This is a genomic window from Pseudomonas boreofloridensis, assembly GCF_030580795.1.
GTDB classification, from domain to species: domain Bacteria; phylum Pseudomonadota; class Gammaproteobacteria; order Pseudomonadales; family Pseudomonadaceae; genus Aquipseudomonas; species Aquipseudomonas boreofloridensis.
The window spans coordinates 253,693-275,871 of sequence record NZ_JAUQOQ010000007.1; the positions used below are offsets into that span (position 1 = coordinate 253,693).

General features: G+C 64.5%; 10 protein-coding genes. 3 read left to right on the plus strand and 7 right to left on the minus strand.

Annotation, left to right across the window (positions count from 1 at the left end):
• The first annotated feature begins 8 nt into the window (after positions 1-8).
• Complete coding sequence (locus Q6A47_RS11470; RefSeq protein ID WP_304484370.1) at positions 9-2,405, plus strand: Tc toxin subunit A-related protein; 2,397 nt, start codon at positions 9-11, stop codon at positions 2,403-2,405.
• Complete coding sequence (locus Q6A47_RS11475) at positions 2,398-7,476, plus strand: SpvB/TcaC N-terminal domain-containing protein (RefSeq protein WP_304484371.1); 5,079 nt, start codon at positions 2,398-2,400, stop codon at positions 7,474-7,476. The genes Q6A47_RS11470 and Q6A47_RS11475 overlap by 8 nt, the downstream gene beginning before the upstream one ends.
• 162 nt (positions 7,477-7,638) lie before the next feature.
• On the opposite strand, the gene Q6A47_RS11480 is transcribed toward Q6A47_RS11475, so the two are convergent.
• Complete coding sequence (locus tag Q6A47_RS11480) at positions 7,639-7,998, minus strand: hypothetical protein (RefSeq protein ID WP_304484372.1); 360 nt, start codon at positions 7,996-7,998, stop codon at positions 7,639-7,641.
• A 3-nt stretch (positions 7,999-8,001) separates the two neighbouring features.
• Between Q6A47_RS11480 and Q6A47_RS11485 the strand changes: the two genes are divergently transcribed.
• Positions 8,002-10,905: a hypothetical protein gene (locus tag Q6A47_RS11485; protein ID WP_304484373.1), complete on the plus strand. Its 2,904-nt coding sequence runs from the start codon at positions 8,002-8,004 to the stop codon at positions 10,903-10,905.
• A gap of 123 nt (positions 10,906-11,028) precedes the next feature.
• Here the strand turns inward: Q6A47_RS11485 and glgX are convergent, their stop codons facing one another.
• From glgX to glgA, 6 genes are all read right to left on the minus strand, one after another.
• A complete protein-coding gene (gene glgX / locus Q6A47_RS11490) occupies positions 11,029-13,182 on the minus strand; it encodes a glycogen debranching protein GlgX (RefSeq protein WP_304484374.1) in 2,154 nt (717 codons plus the stop codon).
• Between the two features lie 87 nt (positions 13,183-13,269).
• Positions 13,270-13,530, minus strand: coding sequence for a DUF2934 domain-containing protein (locus Q6A47_RS11495; protein WP_029614074.1), 261 nt, complete (start codon positions 13,528-13,530; stop codon positions 13,270-13,272).
• Positions 13,531-13,547: 17 nt separating this feature from the next.
• A complete protein-coding gene (locus tag Q6A47_RS11500; RefSeq protein WP_304484375.1) occupies positions 13,548-16,322 on the minus strand; it encodes a malto-oligosyltrehalose synthase in 2,775 nt (924 codons plus the stop codon).
• Entirely contained in the window at positions 16,319-18,388 is a 2,070-nt protein-coding gene (malQ, locus tag Q6A47_RS11505; protein ID WP_304484376.1) for a 4-alpha-glucanotransferase, read from the minus strand. Before malQ ends, Q6A47_RS11500 begins: the two co-directional genes overlap by 4 nt.
• Complete coding sequence (gene treZ, locus Q6A47_RS11510) at positions 18,385-20,127, minus strand: malto-oligosyltrehalose trehalohydrolase (RefSeq protein ID WP_304484377.1); 1,743 nt, start codon at positions 20,125-20,127, stop codon at positions 18,385-18,387. The genes malQ and treZ overlap by 4 nt, the downstream gene beginning before the upstream one ends.
• A 15-nt stretch (positions 20,128-20,142) precedes the next feature.
• The gene (gene glgA, locus Q6A47_RS11515; RefSeq protein ID WP_039577250.1) at positions 20,143-21,702 is read right to left on the minus strand and encodes a glycogen synthase GlgA; all 1,560 of its coding nucleotides are present in this window, start codon (positions 21,700-21,702) and stop codon (positions 20,143-20,145) included.
• Positions 21,703-22,179: the final 477 nt, after the last annotated feature.

The window sequence follows — 22,179 nt, forward strand, 5'->3', positions numbered from 1 at the left end:
ACCCCGGCATGAGCATCGACGATGCCAACGGCATGTATTTGCGCGAACTGTTCTTCCACGTGCCGCACCTGATCGCTTCGCGGCTGCACGAGGAAGAGCGCTACGACGAAGCGCGCCGGTGGCTGGCCCTGATCTTCGACCCTTACCGCAAGCGCGAGGCCACCGAGCACCTCGGCCAGGATTACTGGAAATGTGCCTGGTTGATGCTCGAGGACACGGCAGCGCCGGGACTCGAGCACGAGCTGAGCGACCCGCATGTGATCGCGCTGCATGCGCCGTCGCATTATCGCAAGGCGATTTTCATCCAGTACGTCACGCTGCTCATCGACCAGGCAGACAGCCTCTATCGTCAGCAGACTCGCGACAGCCTGGCGCAAGCCTGGCTGCTTTACCGTATGGCCATCGGCCTGATGGGCGAGGCGCCCCAAGCCCGCTCGGTGAGCACCTGGCAATCTCCCAGCGTTTCGCAGTTGCTGGACGCCAGCCCTGGCGATGAACGGCTGCTGGGCTTGGCCTCGGTCGTCGAGCCCAGCGCGCTGCCCAAGCACCTGAACACGTTCTTCTGGGCCGGCGTGGCCGTGCACCCGGCCTTTCGCCTGCCGGTCAACCAGAAGCTGCTCGATACCTGGCAGTTGCTCGACTCGCGCCTGTACAACCTGAGGCATTTCCTGACCCTCGATGGACAGCCCATGGAACTGCCGCTCTATGCGCCGGCCGCCGATCCATTCGACCTGCTCGCTGCACGCATGAGCGGGGGCTCCGGGTTGTCCCGACCCATGGGTAACCGCACGGTGGTACCGCCTTATCGTTTCCGCACATTGGTACTCAAGGCCCACGAAGCGGTGGCGGCACTCATCCAGTTCGGCGAGCAACTGCGCAGTTACATGGAACTGGAGGAGCGCACCCAGCAGGAGGTGCTGCAGTTCCGACACGCGGCGCAGATCGCCCAGTACGCCATCGCCATTCAGGAGCAACTGCACGAGCAGCAACAGCACAACGCGCAGGTGCTGCAGATGCAGCGCACCGGTGCCGAGCAGCGGGTGGATCATTTCTCGGCGCTCTACGAAGAAAACGTCACGGTCGGCGAGGTGGCCTTGCAGTGGCTGCACACCGCAGGCCGGGCTACCAGCAATGTCGCCAGCGCCGCCATTGGCTCCTCTTATCTCACCGACCTGGTGCCGAAGATCTTCGGCCTGGCCAACGGTGGCATGGAGTACAAAGGCCCGCTGATGGCACTGGGCTACACCACCGAGGTCATCGCCAATATCGCGCTGACCGCCAGTGATAACCTGCGCGACACCGAAACCTGGCGTCGCCGTCGCCAGGAATGGGATCTGCAGCGCAAGACGGCGCAGCATGAACTGCGCGTCATCGACAAGCAGCTCGAGGCCCAGCAGCACGGCACGCTGGCCGCCGAGCGCGCGCTGGCGCACAGCCGCCAACTACTGGCCCAGGCCGAGCAGACCTACACCTTCTACCAGAACCGTTCGAGTAATGAAGCGCTGTATCGCTGGCTGCGTTCGCAAGCCACCGCCTGGCATTCGACGCTGTTCGATGTGGCGGTGAGCCTGTGCAACAGTGCCGAAGCCTGCTGGCAGTACGAGACGGGCCAGTACCAGAAACGCGTGATCCGTCCGCCGGTGTGGCAGGCCGACCGTCTTGGGCTCAACGCTGGCGGGGAGTTACGCCTGGACCTGATGCGCCTGGAGTCGGAGATGCTGCTGCGCGGCGAGCGGCATTTGGAGGTGCGCAAGACCGTATCCCTCCACGCCCTGCTCGAACTCGATCTGGTGACGGACAAGGCCGGTACTCCCCTGGACTCCTGGTCGGCGATTCGCAACGCCCTGACTGACGACGGCGAAATCAGCTTGACCCTGTCGCAGCGTCTGTTCGACCTGGATTACCCGGGCCACTACCTGCGCCGTCTGCACAGCGTGGCGTTGTCGCTGCCTGCCTTGCTGGGGCCTTATCAGAACATCCGCGCCACCTTGGCGCAGAAGCGCAGCCGCTTGCTGATCCGGCCCGACATCGAGGGCGTGAAGTTCCTCCATGGCGATGCAGACGTGGCGGCGGCGCCGCAAAGCGTGATGATGAGCCTGCGCGCCCAGCAGCAGGTGTGCCTATCCTCGGCGCAGCAGGACATGGGACTGGTCAGCGGCACGGATAGCGATGACCGCTACCTGCCGTTCGAGGGCACCGGCGCCGTTTCCGACTGGACGCTGCGCTTCCCGCGTCACGCGCAACAGGGCGAGATGATCGAGAGCTTGAGCGACGTTGTCCTGGAGGTCCGCTACTACGCGCTGCATGGCGGTGCTGAGTTCGAGGATCAGGTCGAACAATTGCTGTGCGCCGACGCCTCTGGCGCGGCCCCCGAGGCTGCTCAGCAGGGGAAAGGCCGTGACTGAACAAAGCCCCCAGGACCTGCAACCGGACGCGTCCGCCGAGCGCCCGGCGTTCTATACCCCGCCAGCGCTGCCCAAAGGTGGCGGCACGGTCTCGGTGGGCGGCGGCATGCTGTCCAGCGCCGGACCAGACGGTGCGGCCGGTTGGCATCTGCCGCTGCCTTCGCCCAGCGGCCGAGCCTTATCGGCCAGCTTGGCGCTGAACTATTCCAGCGCCGGCGGCAACAGTGCTTTCGGCGCGGGGTGGGAGTACGCGCTGCCCGCGGTGGCGTGCACGACACGCTTCGGTTTTCCGCGCTATGACGGTCATGACCGCCTGGTCGGTCCGTCCGGGGGCGAACTGCTGAGGGCCGCTGAGCCCCGACGTGCCATCCGCCTGCCGTTCAGCGCGACACCTGCGGGGTATGTCGTCACCCCGTGGACCGAGCGTGTCGGTGGGCTCGACGCGCGCCTGGAGCATTGGCTGGCCGAAGAGGATCCGGATGGACCAGGCTTTTGGCTGCAGTACCTGGCCGACGGCAGTCTGTCGCTGTATGGCTGGTCGGATTCGGCACGTCTGTTCGCCCCTGGCGAGCCCCGGCATACCGCATGCTGGTACCTCGAAGAACAGGTGTCCGCACGTGGCGAGCATGTGGTGTATCGCTATCGCTCGGAGGACGAGCAGGGCTGTTCGCAGCAGGAGCTCGAGGCCCATCCGCGGGTCGCCAACGTTTATCCGCAGGCGGTGTACGCCATGAATGCCACGCCCAGCGAGGGGCTGCTCATTCCGGCGCAGGCGTTCGACGAAGATGACTTCCTGACCTTCACCGTGTTCGATTATGGCGAGCGCGGCGCCGATCCTGAGCAGGTTCCGCTGTTCGAGCCCGCGCAGTGCTGGCCGGTTCGCGACGACTGCCACTCGTTCTGGCGTTACGGCTTCAATGTGCGTCTTCGTCGGCTGTGCCGTGACGTGCTGTTGTGGCACCGCACCGCGCGGCTGGACGGGCAGGCAGACCCGACACCCGAACTGGTTGCACGCCTGCACCTGGAGTACGACAGCAGCCCGGTGGCCAGTATTCTGGTGTCCGCTGCACAACTCAGCGCCGATGTCGATCTGCGCTTGCCCCCGCTGGAGTTCGAGCTGAGCCGTCCGGGCCGGGCAGTGCCGCAATGGGAGGCGTTGCCTGAGCTGGAGGGTTTCTGGGCCGACGCCTGGCAACTGGCCGATCTTCACGGTGATGGCGTGCCGGGCTTGCTGTACCTGGACGAGCACGCCTGGCACTATCGCGCGCCCCAGCGCGGCGCTGGCGAAGACCGCATCACCTGGGGCCCGCCCGAGCCGCTGCCGCAGGTGCCGACCATTGGCCGCGCCGACTTGATGGACCTCGATGGCGATGGTCGCCCCGAATGGGTGGTTACCGCAGGTAGCTTGCAGGGCAGCTTCACGCTAGGCACGGACGGCGCCTGGAGCGGCCTGGTGCCGATCGCGGCGTTGCCCAGTGAATACGATCACCCACAGATGCGCCTGGCCGACCTGACCGGCGACGGCCAGTCTGATGTGGTGATGTTGCGCGCGCTGGGGCCGCGCAGCGTGCGCCTATACCCCTCGGCGGGCAATCGCGGCTGGCTGGCGGCGCGGTCCGAGCAGTACCACGGCCGCGTACCGCTGCCCTCGCTGGACCAGTCAATGGTGGTCTTCGCCGATCCTGCCGGCAGCGGCCAGGCACACCTGGTGCGCATCACCGGCCAGGGTGTCACCCTGTGGCCCTCGTTGGGCTACGGCCGGTTCGATGAGGCGCTGCAGATTCCCGGATTCGAGGTGGCCGACTTCAATCCCTCGCGGGTGTTTTTGGCCGACACCGACGGCGCCGGCACCACCGACATTCTTTACCTGCAGCCCGATGGCATCCGCGTGTTCGTCAGCCAGTGCGGTAACCGCTTCGTGGAAGGCCCTTTCATCAAAGCGCCGGACGGCCTGGTCCTGGACGACACGTGCCAGGTGCAAGTCGCCGATGTGCGCGGGCAGGGCACGGCCGACCTGCTGCTGACCGTACCCCTTCACGGTGCGGACAATGCCCCGCGCAGTTGGCTGTATCGCTTCAACGAGCGGCGCCCCTGGTTGCTGCACACCATCGTCGACAATCTTGGCAGCCGCACCGAGCTGGATTACCGCAGCTCAGCCCAGGCCTGGCTCGACGAGAAGGCGGCTGTGACGCACCGCACGGGCAGGGCGCCGGTCAGTCATCTGCCGTTTCCCGTGCACACCCTGAGCCGGGTGACCGCGGTGAATGAAATCACCGGGGTGACGCTGGGCAGCGAAATGCGCTACCTCGGTGGCGTCTGGGACTCCACCGAGCGCGAGTTCGCCGGTTTCAGGCGCCTGCTCCAGACCGACACCCACGCGCTGGTCGATGCATCGGCCACCCATCTGTCACCGCCGACGCGGGTCCTGAGCTGGTTTCACTGCGGTATCGAGACGCTCGACGGGCTGGCCGAAGAGGCTTTCACCGACATGGACGCTGCGTTCCCCCAGGGTGAGGTGCGCTTGACCCAGGGTGCCGGCGACGATGAGCACCCCTTCAGTCCGGAGCCGGCGCTACGCACATGGCTGTACCGCGCACTGCGGGGGCAGTTGCTGCGCCGGGAGGTATACGGCCTGGATGGTCAGGCCCAGGCCGACAAACCCTACAGCGTCGAGCGCCCGCGTTGGCAGATTCGCGCCTGCGCCACGGCTGACGACCTGCATCCGTCCGCTCTGATCACCGCCGTGCAGCGTCTGGGCTTGAACTGTGAGCGCTATCCGCAGGATCCCCAGGTGGATCAGGCCATCGTCTTGCGACAGGATCGGTATGGCAATGTGCTTGAGAGCGTCACCGTGAAGTATCCACGCCTGCTCGATCCGGCGGCGCTGGCTCAGGAGGAGGTCGAGCGCAAGATCTACCCGGCCAGCCTGCCGACCGGGCTGATCGAGGCCAGTTGCGACGAGCAGCAATACGACTGCTGGGTGAGCCTCAGCCGCGCCACGGTGCACAACCGGGTCAAGGACGACGACTTCGTGATCGGGCTGCCAGGCGCCATGCGTCGGGACATGGTGCACTTCGCCCAGGCACAAGTGCCCGAGGGTGGTTTCAGTGTCGAGTACCTGCTCGAGCAGGGGCTGCCCCTGAGTGATCCGGCGCGCACCGTCCTGGCCAGCTACGAAAAGACCGTGTGGCGCCAGGCCGACGGCAGCGGCGCCAGCAGCGAGCCTTCGCGCCAGGCACTGCGGGCCTACACCCGCACCGCGATGCTCGACAAGGCTTCGCTCGACGTGCTGCGTCCGGCGTTCGAGCTGACCCTGCTCGGCCTGTTGCAGGATGCGCTGGCCAATCCGTCCAGCGACCCGGCGGTGCTGGGGCGCCTGCGTAGACGCCTGCCGGTGGTCGAACACGCCGTGACCTACGGGCTGTTGCTGTCCTATCTGGAGCAGGCGCCTGACGACCGCGAGGCGTCGCAGATGCTGCGTCAGGCGCTCAAGCACGTCATTTCGGTACAGGTCCTGCGTGATCGGCTGCTGGACGAAGCCGCCGAGGCGCTGCCTGAGGGCCTTCATGGCGCGCTGCGCAAGGAAAGTCGTGTACCTGACGCCGCGCTAGGGTCGGTGCTGGCCTGGTTCGGCGCACAGCACGCGCAAGACGCCGCTGTCTTGGCCACGCTGCACGCTGCGCTGGTCAGCGCGCTGTCGGCCAAAAGCGCCGACGCACTGTTCTGCCGAGCGCTGCTGGCCGCGTTGCAACGCGTACCGTCTTCGCCTGCGCGCACGGCAGCCGAGCAGGCCTGGTTACTGGCAGTGCGGCAAGAGCTGGATCGTCCGCTGCAGGAAGAGACACTGCCTGAACTGCTCAAACGCGGTGGCTATATCGCCATGGACCGGCCGCTGGATGCCGAGGAATTGGCCGACGCCGCCGATCCCGATGGGCTTGGCGTGCCCGGCATTGCGGGAGAGCCGCTGGTCGAGCAGGCCTATTGTGGTCACCACGGCATCAGTCATTACCAGGACGCTCTGCATTTCTGGCAGCCCCACCGCATGCAGGACAGTACCGTCACAGGACCGAGCCAACTGAGCTACAGCGCGCACGATGTGGTGGTGGTGAAGGTCTGCGATGCCGCCGGACTGACATCGACCATCGAGGCGTACGACTGGCGTTTTCTGCAACCGGTGCGCATCCAGGATGCCAACGACAATCTCAGTGAGGTGGCCCTGGATGCCTTGGGCAGGGTCTTGCATACCCGCTTCTACGGCACGCAAACCGCAGCGGGCAGCGATGAGGCGGTGATGACCGGTTACTGCTCGGGCCGTCCGTTCACGCCGCCGCCGACCGTGGCGGACGCGGTGGCACTCAACGACAGCAAAGGCGTACCGGTGCATACCGCCTTCACCGTGGTCGCCGACAGTTGGATGCCGCTGGCGCTCACCAGCGACGGTAGCACCGACCCTGCGCGTCGGTGTGGTGCCCTGGCCTGGCGGCGAATGGCCGCCCGGCTAAGCGCCAACGGCCTGGGACCCTTTGCCATGGTTGGGCGCACGCCGCCGCATACCGTGCACATCCTCAGCGACCGCTACGACGATGACCCCGAGCAGCAGGTGCGCGTCACCGTGACCCTGACAGGGGGAGGGCAGTTGTTGCAGAGCGCGGTGCTCAATCCTCCCGGCGAAGCGTTCGTGCGTACCGAACAGGGCGCGTTGCTGGCCGATGCGCAGGGGGGCGCGGTCAGTCGTGATGCGGCTGTGCGTTGGGCGGTCAGCGGCAAGACCGAGTATGACAACAAGGGCCAGGCCGTGCGTGTCTGGCTGCCGTTCTACTTGGATGACTGGCGCTGGGTCAGCGACGACAGCGCCCGAGAGGGCATCTATGCCGACACCCACTATTACGACGCGCTGGGTCGCGAGTACCGCGTGGTGCGGGCGGCCGGCGAAGAGGTCGAGGGGCAATGGGCGAACTACGAACGCCGTGTGCAGCAGTACCCCTGGTTCACCGTGTCCGAAGACGAGAACGACACCTGGCTGGAGGTGATCGAGCAGGCCCGACTCAGGGCCCGTAGCCCAGTGCAGTGAGCCTGGTCGCTGGCGACTGTCGTGCCCGGTCAGGCGCAACCCTCGATGAACTGACGACCCTCAGGGGCGATATCTATTTGGGAGAATGACATGAGCCCACGGACTCAAGCTGGACCTACCCCCGACGTGTCAGGCGATGCTGATCAGGACACCCAGGGCCATTCAGTGCTGAAAGCGCCGTTTCTGCAGCAGGCGGATTTCTCTGCCGATGGCCCCTGGCGCAGCTTGGGTCAGTTGATCGATTTCAGCGACGGTGGAGACGGTTCGACCTACCTGGGTATCCAGCGCAACGAGCGGGTCTGGCAGGACATCGATCTGCCCGTCGCGCCGCAGGCTGACGGCGCGCGGCCGCAGTACTGGCTGGGTTGCGACTACGCCTTGAACAATTTCAAGGAGTGCCTGGTGACGGTCCACCTGCTCGAAGACGGCAAGGAAGGGGCGCAGGTGTTCGTCGAGCGTTTGCAGGGCCAGGGCACGCTTGAGGATGAGCCTCTGGCACCTGGCGCTGTGCCGACCTGGCATCGCATGGCGCCGTTGCTCGTCGATCTGCCGGGCGATACGACGGCGGTGCGCGTCGCGTTCGATACTCGGCTGGACGGCAAGATCACATCCAGGTTGTACCTGCGCCAAGTGATCTCGCAGCTACGCTTGCCTGAGTTGTCCTCGGCCAGCACGGTCAAGCTGGTCCTTGATCCAGGTGGGAAAAATCAGATCGAACAGACGCGCCAGCCGTTCCTGCTGTGCCATGGCGCTGAGCATGTCTTGCAGGTCAAGTCGGCGGCCGGAGACGCCTGGTCGGGTCAGCCTGTGAGTCTGATCTGGATGGACGACAATCAGCACCCGCCCAGTGCCTTCGGGCTGAGCGCCAGGCCGCCCTTGAACCAGAACGCGGGCGATCAGGACGATCGCTATCAACCGCTGGACGAGGGCGACGGTGCCCAATGGCAATTGCAGGCGGGCGCTACCGCGACTCAAGCCGGTGAGATCGGCCTCGGCCTGGGCAGCTACTGGCAAGCGCCGCGATTCGAGCTCGAGGCGCAGCTCGGCGATTTCCGATGTGGCCTTGAGGAGATCGAGTGGGATGGCGTTGTCCCTGTGGTCGAGTATGGCAATAGCACCCAATTGAGCGTGATGCTCCACAACGTGTTCGTCCCTGAGCGCCCGGCCGTCGGCAGGCCGGTCAAGTGGCTGTTGAACGACACGCTGTTCGCCACCCAGCCCACTGATGCCAAGGGGCTGTCGAGCATCGAGTATCTGCCCAAGCCCGGCGACGAAGGCGTCGACAATCACGCGGTGTTCAAAGCGGTCTACGAAGACGAACTGAAGCAGGTCAGTGAGCAAGTCCAGAAGCTGCCGGTGTTCGCCGTGTCGCCGTGGGGGGCCGAGCTGGAGGTACTGTTCGAGGGCAAACCTGTTACCGACTTCGAAAAAATCGCCCTGTTGTTGACACGCCAGGCCGAGGTCAATCTGACCTTGAAACCGAAAAAAGCGGACAGCTTCTTCGTCGGCAAACCGATCCTCTTGCGCTGGCCCAACGGCAAGCCTGAGCGAGGGATTACGTTCACGCCGACTGCCGCGCAGACGATGACAGCGCAGGGCATCAGTTGGACGCTCAAGGGGGGCACGGACTCCGGGACATTCGTACTGGAGACCGCGACGGACGATCTGCCGGCACCGTTTTCTTTCAAAGGGGCGCAACTGTCTGCCGAACTGGGCGATGAAGTCGAGCTGTCGCTCGATGCAGAAGCTATCGGTCCGACTGCGCTTTGGCGTCGAGGGATTGCGCGTACCTTGCGTCTGCAGATCAAGCCAGGCAGCCCTCTGCCAGCGCTTGGCCGAATGGGTCACTTGAGTTTCATCAAGGGGACGCTGGAATCGCGTCAAGTGCCTGCCCAGCCCGACTACGAGGCCAAGCGTGAGGTGCCTGCCGCCGGGCTGGGCTGGACCTTGACTCCAGGCCAGAGCAGTGGCGACTTCGCCTTGGCGGTCCATGTCGAGGGATTCGCCAAGCCGTTGAGCCTCGACAATGCCATGGTGCTGTCGAGCCAACTCAGCGATGAGGCACAACTACAGATTGATGGTGCGGCGGTGCCTGCTCTCACACTGTTCCAGCGCGGGGCGCCGCGCACGCTCAGCCTGGCGCTTAAAGCAGGCAGTCCGCTAGGCCGCCTGCAGCCAGAGGCCTGGCTGGTGTTCGAGGCAGGCAGCCTGGGCCAGGCTCAGATACCTTCCACACCGGCTTACCTCAGTAAGCGCAAGCTCGGCCCCGATGGGTTGTCATGGTCGCTCAAAGGACAGCAGGTCAGTGGCGATTTTGCTCTGGCGCTGAAGGTGGAGGGGTTCGAGCAGCCTTTGAGCGTGTCGAAGGCTGTGCTGCTGTCGGCAGATCTGGGCGATGAAGCGGAGTTGAAACTACAAGGTGCGGCCGTACCGAATCCTGCGATCTTTCGTCGTGAACAGCCAGCCAAGTTGACGTTGCAACCCAAGGCCGAGAGTCCGTTAGGTGGACTCGGCTTGAGCGTCTACCTGGAATTCGTGGGCCGCAGCCTGGGCATGCCCGATGTGACAGCGACTCCCAATTATGGTCACGATCTTGTGCTCGGAGCACAGGGCTTGGAATGGGTGCTAGAAGGAGGCCAGGTCAGCGGTGACTTCGGGGTCAGGGTGGTCGTCTCCGATCGCGTATTTTCCAAGACGCTGGAAATCGACCAAGCTTTTTTGCTGTCGACGCGCCTGGAAGATGAAGTAGAGGTGTCCGTAAACGGCAAGCCCGTTTCAGCCGTGGTGTTCATGCCGTGGGACTACGGGACGGGGTCTACGCCAACGCTTTTTGTCAGCGCCAAGCCCCAGAGCCCGTTACACGTGTTGTCGCCGTCCTGTCGATTGACGTTCCAGGGAGGTACCTTGAACGCCAAGGATCTACAAGCCAGTCCTGCCTTCGGTGCGACCCAGCCGCTTGCCAAGGGCCAGCAACTTTGGACATTGAGTGGACGTAACAAGGTCAGCGGTGGGTTCGGTATGCAGCTGCATGTCGAGGGTTTCGAAGAGCCTTTGTCCATGCCACGCTGCGTTCTACACTCCAACCACTTCCACGATGAGTTCTACGTGACAGCGCCTGCGTCCGAATTCGACTCGCGTCGCGACACCGTACTGGCTTTGAGGGCGACGTATTCGCATCCGGCCTTCTACGTGCACAGACGATTCGATTGGGGGTGGGGAATGGACAGGTTAGTTACCCTGACTTTCCTGCCTGGCACTGTGACCAAGGAGTTCTTCGTGATAGAGCCGGCGCCGGGTGAGAAGATTGCGCTGGTATTCGATCGCCCGCTTTGGCAGACCCGCTACGTCAGCAAAAAAGGTGAGTGCGCGCTCAACTTCAGTTGCGACTTGATGCTTTATCCCCACAAGGTAAGTTGTCGAATCACTTGACTGGACTACCTCAACGATGGCGCCCAGAAAAAGCGTCGGCGGTCACTGGCCAGAGCCCCTCATAGAGCAGCTCAAAGCCACCTGACCGCCGATAGGCCTAGGCCTACGGTGCAGACGAGGTCGTCACTCCTGCTCGCGCTGCAACACCATCAACACCACCGAACGTCCGGTAACATCGAAGGTACTGTCGAACGCCATCGGTTTGGCCCTGCGCTGCTCCGGCTGGTCAGTATCGATCAGACAGCTCCAATGTTCACCTTGCGGCACGCTGGGCAGTTTGAACGGCACTACGTCATGGTGAGCATTGACGATCAGCAGTACGGTGGCCTGGTCGCCAGGACGGGCGATACCGCTGACCTGCGCACGCCCGTCGATCAGCATACCCAGGCATCGGCCATGGGGATCCTCCCATTGCTCCACGCCCATCTCGTTGCCGTCGGGGGCTAGCCAGGTGACATCCTTTACACCGATCGCTTCGTTGTAGTCGCCCACCAGGAAGTTGGAACGGCGCAGCACCGGATACTCTTGGCGCAACTTGGTCAGGCGCTTGACGAAGGCCAGCAGGGCCTGGCCTTCCTCGTCCAGGTCCCAGTTGATCCAGCCGATTTCGCTGTCCTGGCAGTAGGCGTTGTTGTTGCCGTGCTGGGTGCGGCTGAATTCATCGCCCGCCACGATCATCGGCGTGCCTTGGGACAGCAGCAAGGTGGCGAAGAAGTTACGCATCTGACGCATGCGCAACGCCTTGATGTCGGCATCCTCGGTCGGGCCTTCGACGCCGCAGTTCCAGGAGATGTTGTTGCTGGTACCGTCCTGGTTGTTTTCCTCGTTGTCCTCGTTGTGCTTGTCGTTGTACGACACCAGGTCGCGCAAAGTGAAGCCGTCATGGGCGGTGATGAAGTTGACCGACGCATAGGGGCGCCGACCACGATTGTCGAACAGGTCGCCCGAACCGGTCAGGCGCGCAGCGAAGTCGGCCAGCTGGCCTTCGTCGCCTTTCCAGAAGGCGCGGGCGGTGTCGCGGAAGCGGTCGTTCCATTCGGCCCAGCCGGGGGCGAAGTTGCCCACCTGGTAGCCGCCTGGGCCACAGTCCCAGGGTTCGGCGATCAGCTTGACGCTGCGCAACAAAGGGTCCTGGCGGCAGGTGACGAGGAAGCTGTGGCGCTCGCTGTAGCCGTCGTGGTAACGGCCCAGAATGGTTGCCAGGTCGAAGCGGAAGCCGTCCACATGCATCTCGCCGGCCCAGTAGCGCAGCGAGTCGGTGACCAACTGCAGCACGCAGGGGTGGCTCAGGTCCAGGGTGTTGCCGGTGCCCGAATCGTTGATGTAGTAGCGCTTGTCGTCAGGCATCAGACGGTAATACGAGGCGTTGTCGATGCCGCGCATGGACAGGGTCGGACCACGCTCGTTGCCTTCGGCGGTGTGGTTGTAGACCACATCGAGAATCACCTCCAGGCCCTTCTCGTGAATGTGCGCGACCATCTCCTTGAATTCGGCGATCTTGCCACTGGCCAGGTACTTGGGGTGCGGGGCGAAGAACGCCAGGCTGTTGTAACCCCAGTAGTTGTTCAGGCCTTTGTCCAGCAGGTGCTGGTCGTTGACGAAGGCGTGGATCGGCAGCAGCTCGATGCTCGAAACGCCCAGGTCCTTGATGTGCTTGAGCAGCTCGTCGTTGGCCAGGCCCGCGAAGGTGCCGCGCAGGTTTTCTGGCACCGCCGGGTGACGCATGCTGATACCGCGGGCGTGGGCCTCGTAGAACACAGTCTGTTCCCAAGGAATCTGCACGCGCTGGTCGCGGCCCCAGGTGAATGCCGGATCCACGACCTTGCACTTGGGCACGAAGGGCGCGCTGTCGCGCTCGTCGAACGAAAGGTCGTCGTCGGGGTGGCCGAGGGTATAGCCGAACAGTGCCTCGGACCATTTCAGCTCACCCACCAATTGCTTGGCGTAGGGGTCGATGAGCAGCTTGTTGTGGTTGAAGCGGTGGCCGTTCTGCGGCTCATAAGGGCCGTAAACGCGGTAGCCGTAGACCAGGCCTGGGTGAGCATCGGGCAGATAACCGTGGTAGATCTCGTCGGTGTATTCCGGCAGTTCGATGCGCTCGAGTTCGTTCTCGCCGCTGGCGTCGAAGATGCACAGCTCGACCTTGGTGGCGTTGGCCGAGAACAGGGCGAAGTTGACGCCCAGTCCATCCCAGGTGGCACCCAGCGGGAAGGGCAGGCCTTCACGAATGCGGGTTGGCGCGACGGAACGGGTTTTCTTTGGGGTGCGTGCGGTCATGGCAGCTCTCGTCTAGCCAAACGAATGGAATAGGGTTAGGCGTCGTTGCCGTAGGAAGGCCGGCAACGACGCGGTGTCGCGACTGCGTTACTGCGCTGCGGGTTTCTTCGGTGCGCGCGGCTTTTTCGGTGGGGCAGGCTTGGCGCCCGGTAATGCCGCGGCCTTCGGCTCGGACGGAGCCTTGGGCTTGGCGGGTGCCTTCTTGGACTTGGGCGCCGGCGCTTTTGCTTCCGCCTCGGCCAACTTCACCGCCTTTTTCCAATGCTCTTCATCGCGACCGTGGGGTTTACCCTCCGATTCCCAGATCTGGTGGGCCAGTTCGCGAACACGCTTTTCATCGACACTCATTTAGACGCTCCTGATCTTCATGCTTGTTCAATCAACAGGTTGAGCGGACATTCCGACAGCACTTCGCTGAGCATCAGCTCCCTACTAGGGCTGACAACGGTGTTTGGGAAAAGTCCACTGCAAGTGGCAGGCGAAACGGCAAACGGCAGGATGACGCGGGTGTCGTCCCAGTTCTGCGCCGCAATCAACGGAATACTGGCCGCACCGAGCAGATCGCTGGCCAGACGCGGCACGACGATAATTGCCCGTTCTCCTTCGCCGAGTCGGGCGAAGGCCAGCACCTTGTCGGCGTGACGGCCCTGGGCATTGAGCGGCAGGTAGGCGCCGCGCTGGAACAGGGCGGGATGGGCGCGGCGCAGGTTCAGTACACGGGCGATCACCGATTGTTTCAGACGTCCGTCACGCCAGTGCGTCAGCAGATCGTGCAGCGGTGCTTCGTGCTCCAGGCTGGCATGTCGAGCCGCGTAATCCACCGGCCGGCGGTTGTCCGGATCGACCAGGCTCAGGTCCCAGTATTCGTTGCCTTGGTAAAGATCGGGCACGCCCGGCGTGGTCATGCGCAACAGGCTCTGCACCAGGCCGTTGAGCGCGCCGGGGCAGGCGATACGCTCGGCGGCGTCGGCCAGCGAATGGCGAAGGTGTTGGTGGTCCTCGCTGATCAGCAAGCCTTCGAGATAGCGTGAACAGGCCTGCTCATACGCCTCGTTCGGCGCGGCCCAACTGCTGCGCAGCTTGGCTTCGCGCAGCGCTTTGCGCTGCCATTGGCCGACCCGCTCGGCGAACGCCTGCAAGCCTGCACGGTCGTCGCGGTCCAGCGTCAGCGGCCAACTGGCCAGTAGCGTCTGGAACAGCAGCATTTCATCGGCAGGGCTCGGCGCCGGACCGTCGTCCTGCCCGTCCAGCAGCGAATGGGCCAGTTCGCGCCAATGTTCGACGCGGCTGGCCAACCATGGCCCGCGCTCGCTGAGCACGGCCAGGCGCGCGCGGCAGTCTTCGCCGCGTTTGTGATCGTGGGTCGCGGTGGCCAGCAGATTGTCGGGAAAGTCGCGCAGGCGGCGCTGCGCCTCGTTATGGAACTCGGCCGGCGACGCGCTGAAGCGCTCGGCCTCGAAGCCTACATCGTTGCGCGAGAGCAGTCGTGCGCTGCGGTAGAACGCGGTGTCCTCCACGGCCTTGGCCGCGCTGGGGGCGGTGAGTTGCTGGAAGCGCACGCAGGCGTGACGCAGGCGCTTGCGCGCACGGCCAACGGGCAGTTCGCGCCAGGATTGGCCGCCGAGCCAGCGTTGCAACTGCTCCAGCAGCGGCCAATCGGCCTCGCTGAGCGATTGCCGGGCGCCTTCCATGGCCTGCTGGAAGAAGGGTTCGTCCTGCTCGGGACGGCCACACGCGCTGATGTAGGTACGATAGACCGGGTAGTGCTCGACCAGCGCCTGCACGCCCCGGCGGATCGCGCCCAGGGTCAGGTCACGGGTCATCAGGTCGTCGCGCGCCACCTGCAACAAGGCCTGGGCCACCGACTCCCAGTCGCCGGCCAGGCTGGCGTTGAGTACCAGGCGCCGGGCAATGCGCACTTCTTCGTCGAACTCGGGGCGCTCGGCCACGCTGCGCCAGAGCTCGGTCAAGGGCGCTTCGCCCGCCGGATCGTGCTGTACCAGCGACACCTGGTTCATGAACTCATAGCCGGTGGTGCCATCGGTGAGCCAATCCGGGTGCAGGTGTTCGCCCGTGCCGAGGATCTTCTCCACATAGATCGGGAAGTGCTGCAGCGTCGCTTCGGTAGGGCGCTTGGCCAGCAGGGTATCCACTCGGCGGCGCAGGTTGCGGCAATAACGGCGCGGATCGGCCAGGCCGTCGATGTGGTCGATGCGCAAGCCGTCCACCAAGCCGCGTTCGATCAGCTCGAAGAGCTTGGCATGGGTGGCTTCGAACACCGCCGAGCGCTCCACGCGCAGGCCGCCCAGTTCATTGATGTCAAAGAAGCGCCGCCAGTTGATGTCATCGGCAGCGGTGCGCCAGCTGGCCAGGCGATAGCTCTGGCGTTCGAGCAGCAAGTGCAGGCGCTGGAAACCGTCTTCGGTGTGACTGTCGAAGGCTTTTAGCGCCCGGTCGAGACTGGCGCCTTGGTTGACGCACTGGGCCAGCTCGGCTTGCAAAGGCGCTGCCTCGGCCAGCGGTTGGGTGGAGTCGTTCAGGGCGTCGAAACGCTTGCCCAGCGCCTGCAGCGCTGCGTCGTCGCTGTGGCCGAGGACGCGTCCGTAATCCAGTGGGCAGATCGGGAAGCGGTGCTCGTGATGCTCGACTTCCAGCACGCCGCGTTCGGCGTCGAAGGTCAGAGGCAGCTCGCCGTTTTGCAGGGCGACGCCGTAGTCGCTGCCCAGGAATGGCAGCAGCAACTGGCCCGCTAGCAGTGGATCGCTTGAATGCCACTGGATATCGAAGAACTCGGCGTAGGGACTGCGCCGCCCCCAGGCCAGCAAGTCTTGCCACCAAGGATTGTCCGCGCCGCCGACCGCCATGTGGTTGGACACGGTGTCGAGGATCAGCCCCATGCCGTGCTCGCGCAGGGCAGCCACCAGGCGCAGCAGTGCGGCCTCGCCGCCCAGTTCCGGATTGACCAGGGTCGGGTCGACCACATCGTAACCGTGCCGGGAACCGGCGCGGGCTTTGAGAATGGGCGAGGCGTACAGGTGGCTGATGCCCAATCGAGCGAAATAGGGCACCAAGGGCACGGCATCGTCGAGGGTGAAGTCGCTGTGAAATTGCAGGCGTTGGGTCGCAGTCAAGGCGTTCATCGGTCGCGCTCCCCGGCCTGGACCCGCGCTTGGGCCAGCAATTCCAGGCGGCGGGCGGCGTGTTCGTCATCCAGCAATTCGGTCACCGGACGCTCGAAGCGCCGTCGCCAGTTAGGGTGCCCATCGGTGGTGCCGGGCAGGTTGGGCTGCTCTTCCAAGCCCAGCAGGTCTTCGAGCGGAACCAGCACCAGCGGGGCGCGGGTGTGGCCGACATAGCGGATGGCAGCGTCGATCAAGGCGTCGTTATCCTTCAAGTGACCGTAGTTGGATTCCAAGGTACGGCGCAGGCCATGAATTTCCTGTTCGCGATCCTGCCGCCAATGCGACTCGGTGGCGGCGTCGATCAGTTCCAGGCGGTGATTCCAGTCGATGTCGCGGGCCTTGAGCCAGCCGGCCAGCGGTGACAGATCGTGGGTGCCGGTGGTGGCCAGGGCTGAATCGGGCCAGTCTAACAGCGGCTTGAAATGGCCCGTGGAACTCTGCTCGAAGGGCAGTACGCGCATGCCCAGCACGGCCTTGTCGGCCAGGCGCTCGCGCAGGCCTTCAGGCACGGTGCCCAGGTCTTCGCCGAGGATGATGGTCTGGTTGCGCACCGATTCGAGCGCCAGCAGCCGCAGCATGTCGTCGAACGGGTACTCGACGTAGGCGCCTTGCTTGGGTGTGGCGCCTCTGGGGATCAGCCACAGTCTGCGCAGGCCCATGACATGGTCGATGCGCAGGCCGCCGGCATGGGCCATGTTGGCCCGCAGCATTTCGATGAAGGCGCGAAAGCCGTTGCGCTTGAGGCCCTCGGGCGAGAAGCCGCTGATGCCCCAGTCCTGCCCGGAGCGATTGAGAATGTCCGGCGGTGCGCCGACGGTGAGCTCGGCGAGCAGTTCGTCCTGACGGCTCCAGGCCTGGCTGCCGCCACCGTCGGCGCCGACCGCCAGATCGGCGATCAGGCCCACGCGCATGCCACTGCCGTTGGCCGCTTGTTGGGCGCGTTGCAGGCTGCGCTCGGTCAACCATTGGCAGAATGCTTGAAACTCCACTTGCGCAGGATACGCGGCGGCCATCGCCTCGACTTCGGCGGCGTCGGGTTGACTCCAGGCATCGGGCCATTCACGCCAATCGGCGCCCAGACCCTGCTCCACGGCTTCGGCCTGCAGCACTTCGAAACGGCAATGCTGCTCCAGGGCATCGCCTGCAGCATCGCGGAAGCTGTCGAAGTCCGAACGCAGGGGATGGTCACCCTTGCTGAACTCTTCATAGAGCGTCCTGAGCAGCTTGTGCCGCACATCGGCGGCACGCGGCCAATCGACCAGCGCTTGCTGTTCCAGGTCTTCCAGGCTTTCGGTGAGCCCAGCCATCTCAGCGGCCATGCGCACCTCTCGTTCGCCCAGCACCACCGAAGGGCTGGCGTAGAGGTAGTTGAGCAGCAGGCGGCTGGAGGGGGAATAGGGGCTGAAATGTTGTTGGTCGAACAGCGACAAGGCGTGAATCGGGCTGATCGCCAAGGCGTCGGCGCCGCGCTCGGCGGCGCTGCGGGCAAATTGCTCCAGCGCCAGGCAGTCGCCGAAGCCGCCATCGCCCGGGCGACGCAAGCTGTAGAGTTGCGCCGACAATCCCCAGCAGCGGGGGGGCTGTTGCTCGACCACGTCCGTGAGGCTATAGCAGCGCGCAGGGGCGACGGCCACGGTAAAGGTGCGCCCGTCAATGTCGAGACGGTGATAGCCGATCGGCAGCTCGCCGGGCAACTGCGCCTGGGCGTCGAGCGTGAGCGTGAGCGAGGTGCCGTCTTCGAGCGAACAGCGCACCGCGCTGTCGGCCGTGAACCAGCGCTTGAGCGCCAAGGGCTTTTCCAGGTCCACCGTCAGCAGGGGCGGGAGATGGTCGCTGTCATGTGCCTCATCCAGCGCAGCCAGGCTGCGCTCGATGGTGGCGTCGTCTTCGGCAGGCAATCCCAGGCCCTGCAGGACACCGCGCAGGGCTTCATCGGTAACGCGTTGCGGGCGATCGTTGGCATCGGTCCAGTCACGGGCCAGGCCTGCGCGGGCGGCGAGGCGGTGCAGCGGCGTATCGCTCATGGCGTCTCCTGGCGAGGGGCAAGCAGACTGACCACACAGCTATAGGCGGCCAGGGTGGAATCCGGGTGGGCGTTGTCGCTGCTGTCGAACAGGCGCGAGTCGGCGCCCGGTAAGGTTATGGGCTGCGCCGCTGGCCCAAGGTTCAGATCGATTCGCAGCTCACTGCCATCGCCCAGGCGCCAGCGCGCTGTGAGGGCCTTTTCGCCGATGACCTCAGCGCCCAGGGCGTGACTGCCGACCAGGCGTGGCATCAGCGCGCGCTGGCGGATATGCAGCAGTTGGTGATACAGACCATGCCAGCCGGCGAGCACCTGCTTGCCGGCGGGATGCGAGGCGGTGAAGGTGTCCAACGCATTAGGGTCGGGAATATGCTCGCGTTTTTCCGGGTCGGCGAACGCGGCGAAGTGTTCGAATTCGGCGCGACGGCCTTCGCGAACGGCATCGGCCAGTTCGTCGTGGAAGTCGGTGAAGAACAGGAAGGGTCGGCAACTGCCTTCCTCGTCGCCCATGAACAGCAGCGGGATCATCGGCGACAACAGCAACAGCCCTGTCGCGGCGCGCAGTGCCTGGGGCGGGCACAGGCGCGTCAAGCGCTCGCCCAGCGCCCGGTTGCCGATCTGGTCGTGGTTTTGCAGGAACAGCACGAAGGCGCTGGGTGGCAAATGGCCGCTGGGCTCGCCTCGCGGTTCGCCCTTGCGGTTGGGCTGGCCCTGAAACACGAAGCCTTCGCCCAGGCAGCGCGCGAGCTTGGCGATGGGCTGGTCCTTGTAGTCTTCGTAGTAACCTTCGGTTTCATCGGTGAGCAGCACATGCAAGGCATTGTGGCCATCGTCGTTCCACTGGGCGTCGAAGCCTTGTTCCAGTAGCGCTGCCTGATTATGTTCGTTCTCCAGCACCAGCCAGACCTGTCGGCCTGGTTCGACCGCTTCGCGCACGCGCGCGGCCAGTTCGACGAGGAAATCGGGCTGATCGATCGCGTGCACCGCATCCAGGCGTAGACCATCGATGCGGTAGTCGCATAGCCACATCAGCGCGTTCTGAATGAAGAATTCGCGCACTTCGGGGCGGCGGAAATCAATGGCCGCGCCCCAGGGGGTCTGGCGATCCTCCCGGAAGAAGGTGCTGGCGTACTGGGGCAGGAAATTGCCGTCGGGGCCGAAGTGGTTGTAGACCACGTCGAGCATGACCATCAGGCCGTGGCCGTGGGCCTGGTCGACCAAGTGGCAGAGATCGGCGGGCGAACCATAGGTATGCTGCGGGGCGAAGGGCAGGGCGCCGTCATAACCCCAGTTGCGCTCGCCGGGAAACTGGTTGACGGGCATTAACTCAATGGCGGTGATACCCAGTTCGGCCAGGCGCGGCAGTTGCTGGGCCACGCCTTTGTACCCACCCAGCACGCCCACGTGCAGTTCCTGAATCACGGCCTCGTGCCAAGGCCGGCCTTGCCAGGGGTGCTCCCAGGAGTAGTGAGACAGTTCGACGATTTCACTGGGGCCGTGCACGCCTTCGGGCTGATAGCGAGAGGCCGGATCGGCCACTTTCAGCTCATCGTCGATCTTGAAGAAGTAACGGTCACCCGGTGTGCAAGGGGCGATGCCGGCGAACCAGCCATCGTGCTTGGGCAGCAGCGTGACCGCTGGCTGCCCTTGGATTTCCACGCTCACGTTGCGCGCGTCCGGCGCCCAGAGGGCGAAGCGCGCCGACGTGGCGTCCATTGAATGTGCGCCATGCCTGTGCATCTTCACACCTCGTTGTCAGTAGGCGCCGGCGTGTGCCTGGCAGACCAGTTCCTCGTACAGGCGGGCATAGGGTTCCACCGCCTGGCACCAATTGAAGGGTTGAGTCATGGACAGGCAGCGCATGGCGTTGAGCAGGTCTTTATGGGCATGCACGTAAAATGCCCGGCTCAGCGCTTCGCGGTAGCTGTCCACGGTCGACTCGTTGAACAGGAAGCCCGTGACGCCATCTTCGATGGTGTCAGCCAAGCCACCGGTGTTGCGCGCCACCGGCAGCGAGCCGAAGCGCTGGGCGTACATTTGGCTGAGTCCGCATGGCTCGTAGCGCGACGGCATGAGCAGGAAGTCGCTGCCGGCGAACATGCGGCGGGCGTCGGTTTCGTTGAAGCCGATGCGCACGCCGATGCGGCCCGGGTGACGCAGGGCCAGCTCGCGCATGGCCTGCTCTTCCTCCGGCTCGCCGCGACCGATGATCGCGATCTGTCCGCCCTGACGGACGATGTCTTCGGCCACACCCAAGGTCAGGTCCAGACCTTTCTGGTAGACCAGGCGCGATACCACAGCGAACAGCGGACCTTCGGACGGTTCGAGGCCGAACAGTTCACGCACCTGATCGGCGTTGCGTGCCTTGCCTTCCCAGTCGTTGAGGCTGAAGTTGTGCTCCAGGTGAGTATCGGTGGCCGAATCCCAGCTTTCGTCGATGCCATTGGGGATCCCACCGAGCAAGCCTTGCTGGGCCTTGCTGGCCAGGAAACCGTCCAGGCCGCAGCCGAACTCGGGGGTGGTAATTTCCTGGGCGTAGGTGGCGCTCACGGTGGTGATGTGACTGGAGTAGGCCAGGCCCGCCTTGAGGAACGACAGCTTGCCGTAGAACTCCATGCCTTCCTGCTGCATGGCATGGTCGGGGATGGCCAGCTCGGGGCTGCAGGCGCGGCTGAACACCCCCTGATAGGCCAGGTTGTGAATGGTGAACAAGGTCGCGGTATTCAGGCCGCGCCAGTGCATGTACGCCGGCGCCAGGCCTGCTGGCCAGTCGTGGGCGTGCACCAGGTCCGGGCGCCAGTGCATCATGCCTTCGCCTGCGGCGATATCGGCAGCCGCCAGGCCCAGACGGGCGAAGCGGATATGGTTGTCTGGCCAGTCGCGACCGTTGTTGGCGCCATAGGGGGTGCCTTCACGCTCGTACAGCTCGGGGCAGATCAGCACATAGATGACCAGGCCATCGGGCAGGTCCATGCGGCCGATCTTGCACGGCGGCAACGCGGCATGGCCAGCCAGTTCGCCGACGATATGGATGGGGTTGTCACTGTCGACCACTTGCGGATAGCCGGGAATCAGCACGCGTACGTCGTGCAGGTGGGCCATGGCGCGGGGCAGGGCAGCGGATACATCACCCAGCCCGCCGGTCTTGACCAAATCGGCGAATTCCGAGGTGACGAACAACACCTTGCGCTTGAGCGGGTTCTGACCGCGCTGGATACCGGGTGCCTTGCCTGTCGTGACGAACCCTGGTGGCAGGGGCCCGCTATTATCGGGGTTGAACAGTTCTACATGAGGCTCGACAGCGGCACTGATCATTACTTCTCTCCATCCCTTGCGCTGGTGGGTGCGTCACCCATCGCGTTATCTCGTATTGGTTTTCGCCTTTTGTTACAGGTGTTCGTGATGCGATCCTTGCCCCTGAGTCGTGCACAGCAACACCGCGCGCTCGAAAGTCCGGTCGAGCGGGCGTTTGGACTGGTTGGGGTGGGCGGGCTGGCGCGTGAGGTGATCCTCTTGCGCGGCCTACTTAGTTGCTGACCTACCCATGTTTTGGAAAGTTCTACTTATTTTGCAGTAGCTGCCTTCACTGGTTGTCGAGGGAGGGCCGAAAGGTGGCACTCACCGTCTGACACAGCAAAACACGGGCCGAGCCTGAGTGTAGGTGACGAAAGGTAGCGGCGGTGACCCGCCGGTCACATTTTCCATGACCGTTGATCTGCGCAAACGTTGGCGGCAGAGCACGCGCCGTTGGAGGTGCCCGGAAAGGGAGCGGAACGAGGCGCGAGAGGAGGG

What these genes read in the sequence shown, in the direction of transcription:
- Q6A47_RS11470 (WP_304484370.1), top strand. Translation starts at nt 9, where the DNA reads ATGAGCATCGACGATGCCAACGGCATGTATTTGCGCGAACTGTTCTTC.
- Q6A47_RS11480 (WP_304484372.1), bottom strand. Translation starts at nt 7,998, where the DNA reads ATGCCAGGTCGGCACAGCGCCAGGTGCCAGAGGCTCATCCTCAAGCGT.
- Q6A47_RS11485 (WP_304484373.1), top strand. Translation starts at nt 8,002, where the DNA reads ATGGCGCCGTTGCTCGTCGATCTGCCGGGCGATACGACGGCGGTGCGC.
- glgX (WP_304484374.1), bottom strand. Translation starts at nt 13,182, where the DNA reads ATGACCGCACGCACCCCAAAGAAAACCCGTTCCGTCGCGCCAACCCGC.
- Q6A47_RS11495 (WP_029614074.1), bottom strand. Translation starts at nt 13,530, where the DNA reads ATGAGTGTCGATGAAAAGCGTGTTCGCGAACTGGCCCACCAGATCTGG.
- Q6A47_RS11500 (WP_304484375.1), bottom strand. Translation starts at nt 16,322, where the DNA reads ATGAACGCCTTGACTGCGACCCAACGCCTGCAATTTCACAGCGACTTC.
- malQ (WP_304484376.1), bottom strand. Translation starts at nt 18,388, where the DNA reads ATGAGCGATACGCCGCTGCACCGCCTCGCCGCCCGCGCAGGCCTGGCC.
- treZ (WP_304484377.1), bottom strand. Translation starts at nt 20,127, where the DNA reads ATGCACAGGCATGGCGCACATTCAATGGACGCCACGTCGGCGCGCTTC.
- glgA (WP_039577250.1), bottom strand. Translation starts at nt 21,702, where the DNA reads ATGATCAGTGCCGCTGTCGAGCCTCATGTAGAACTGTTCAACCCCGAT.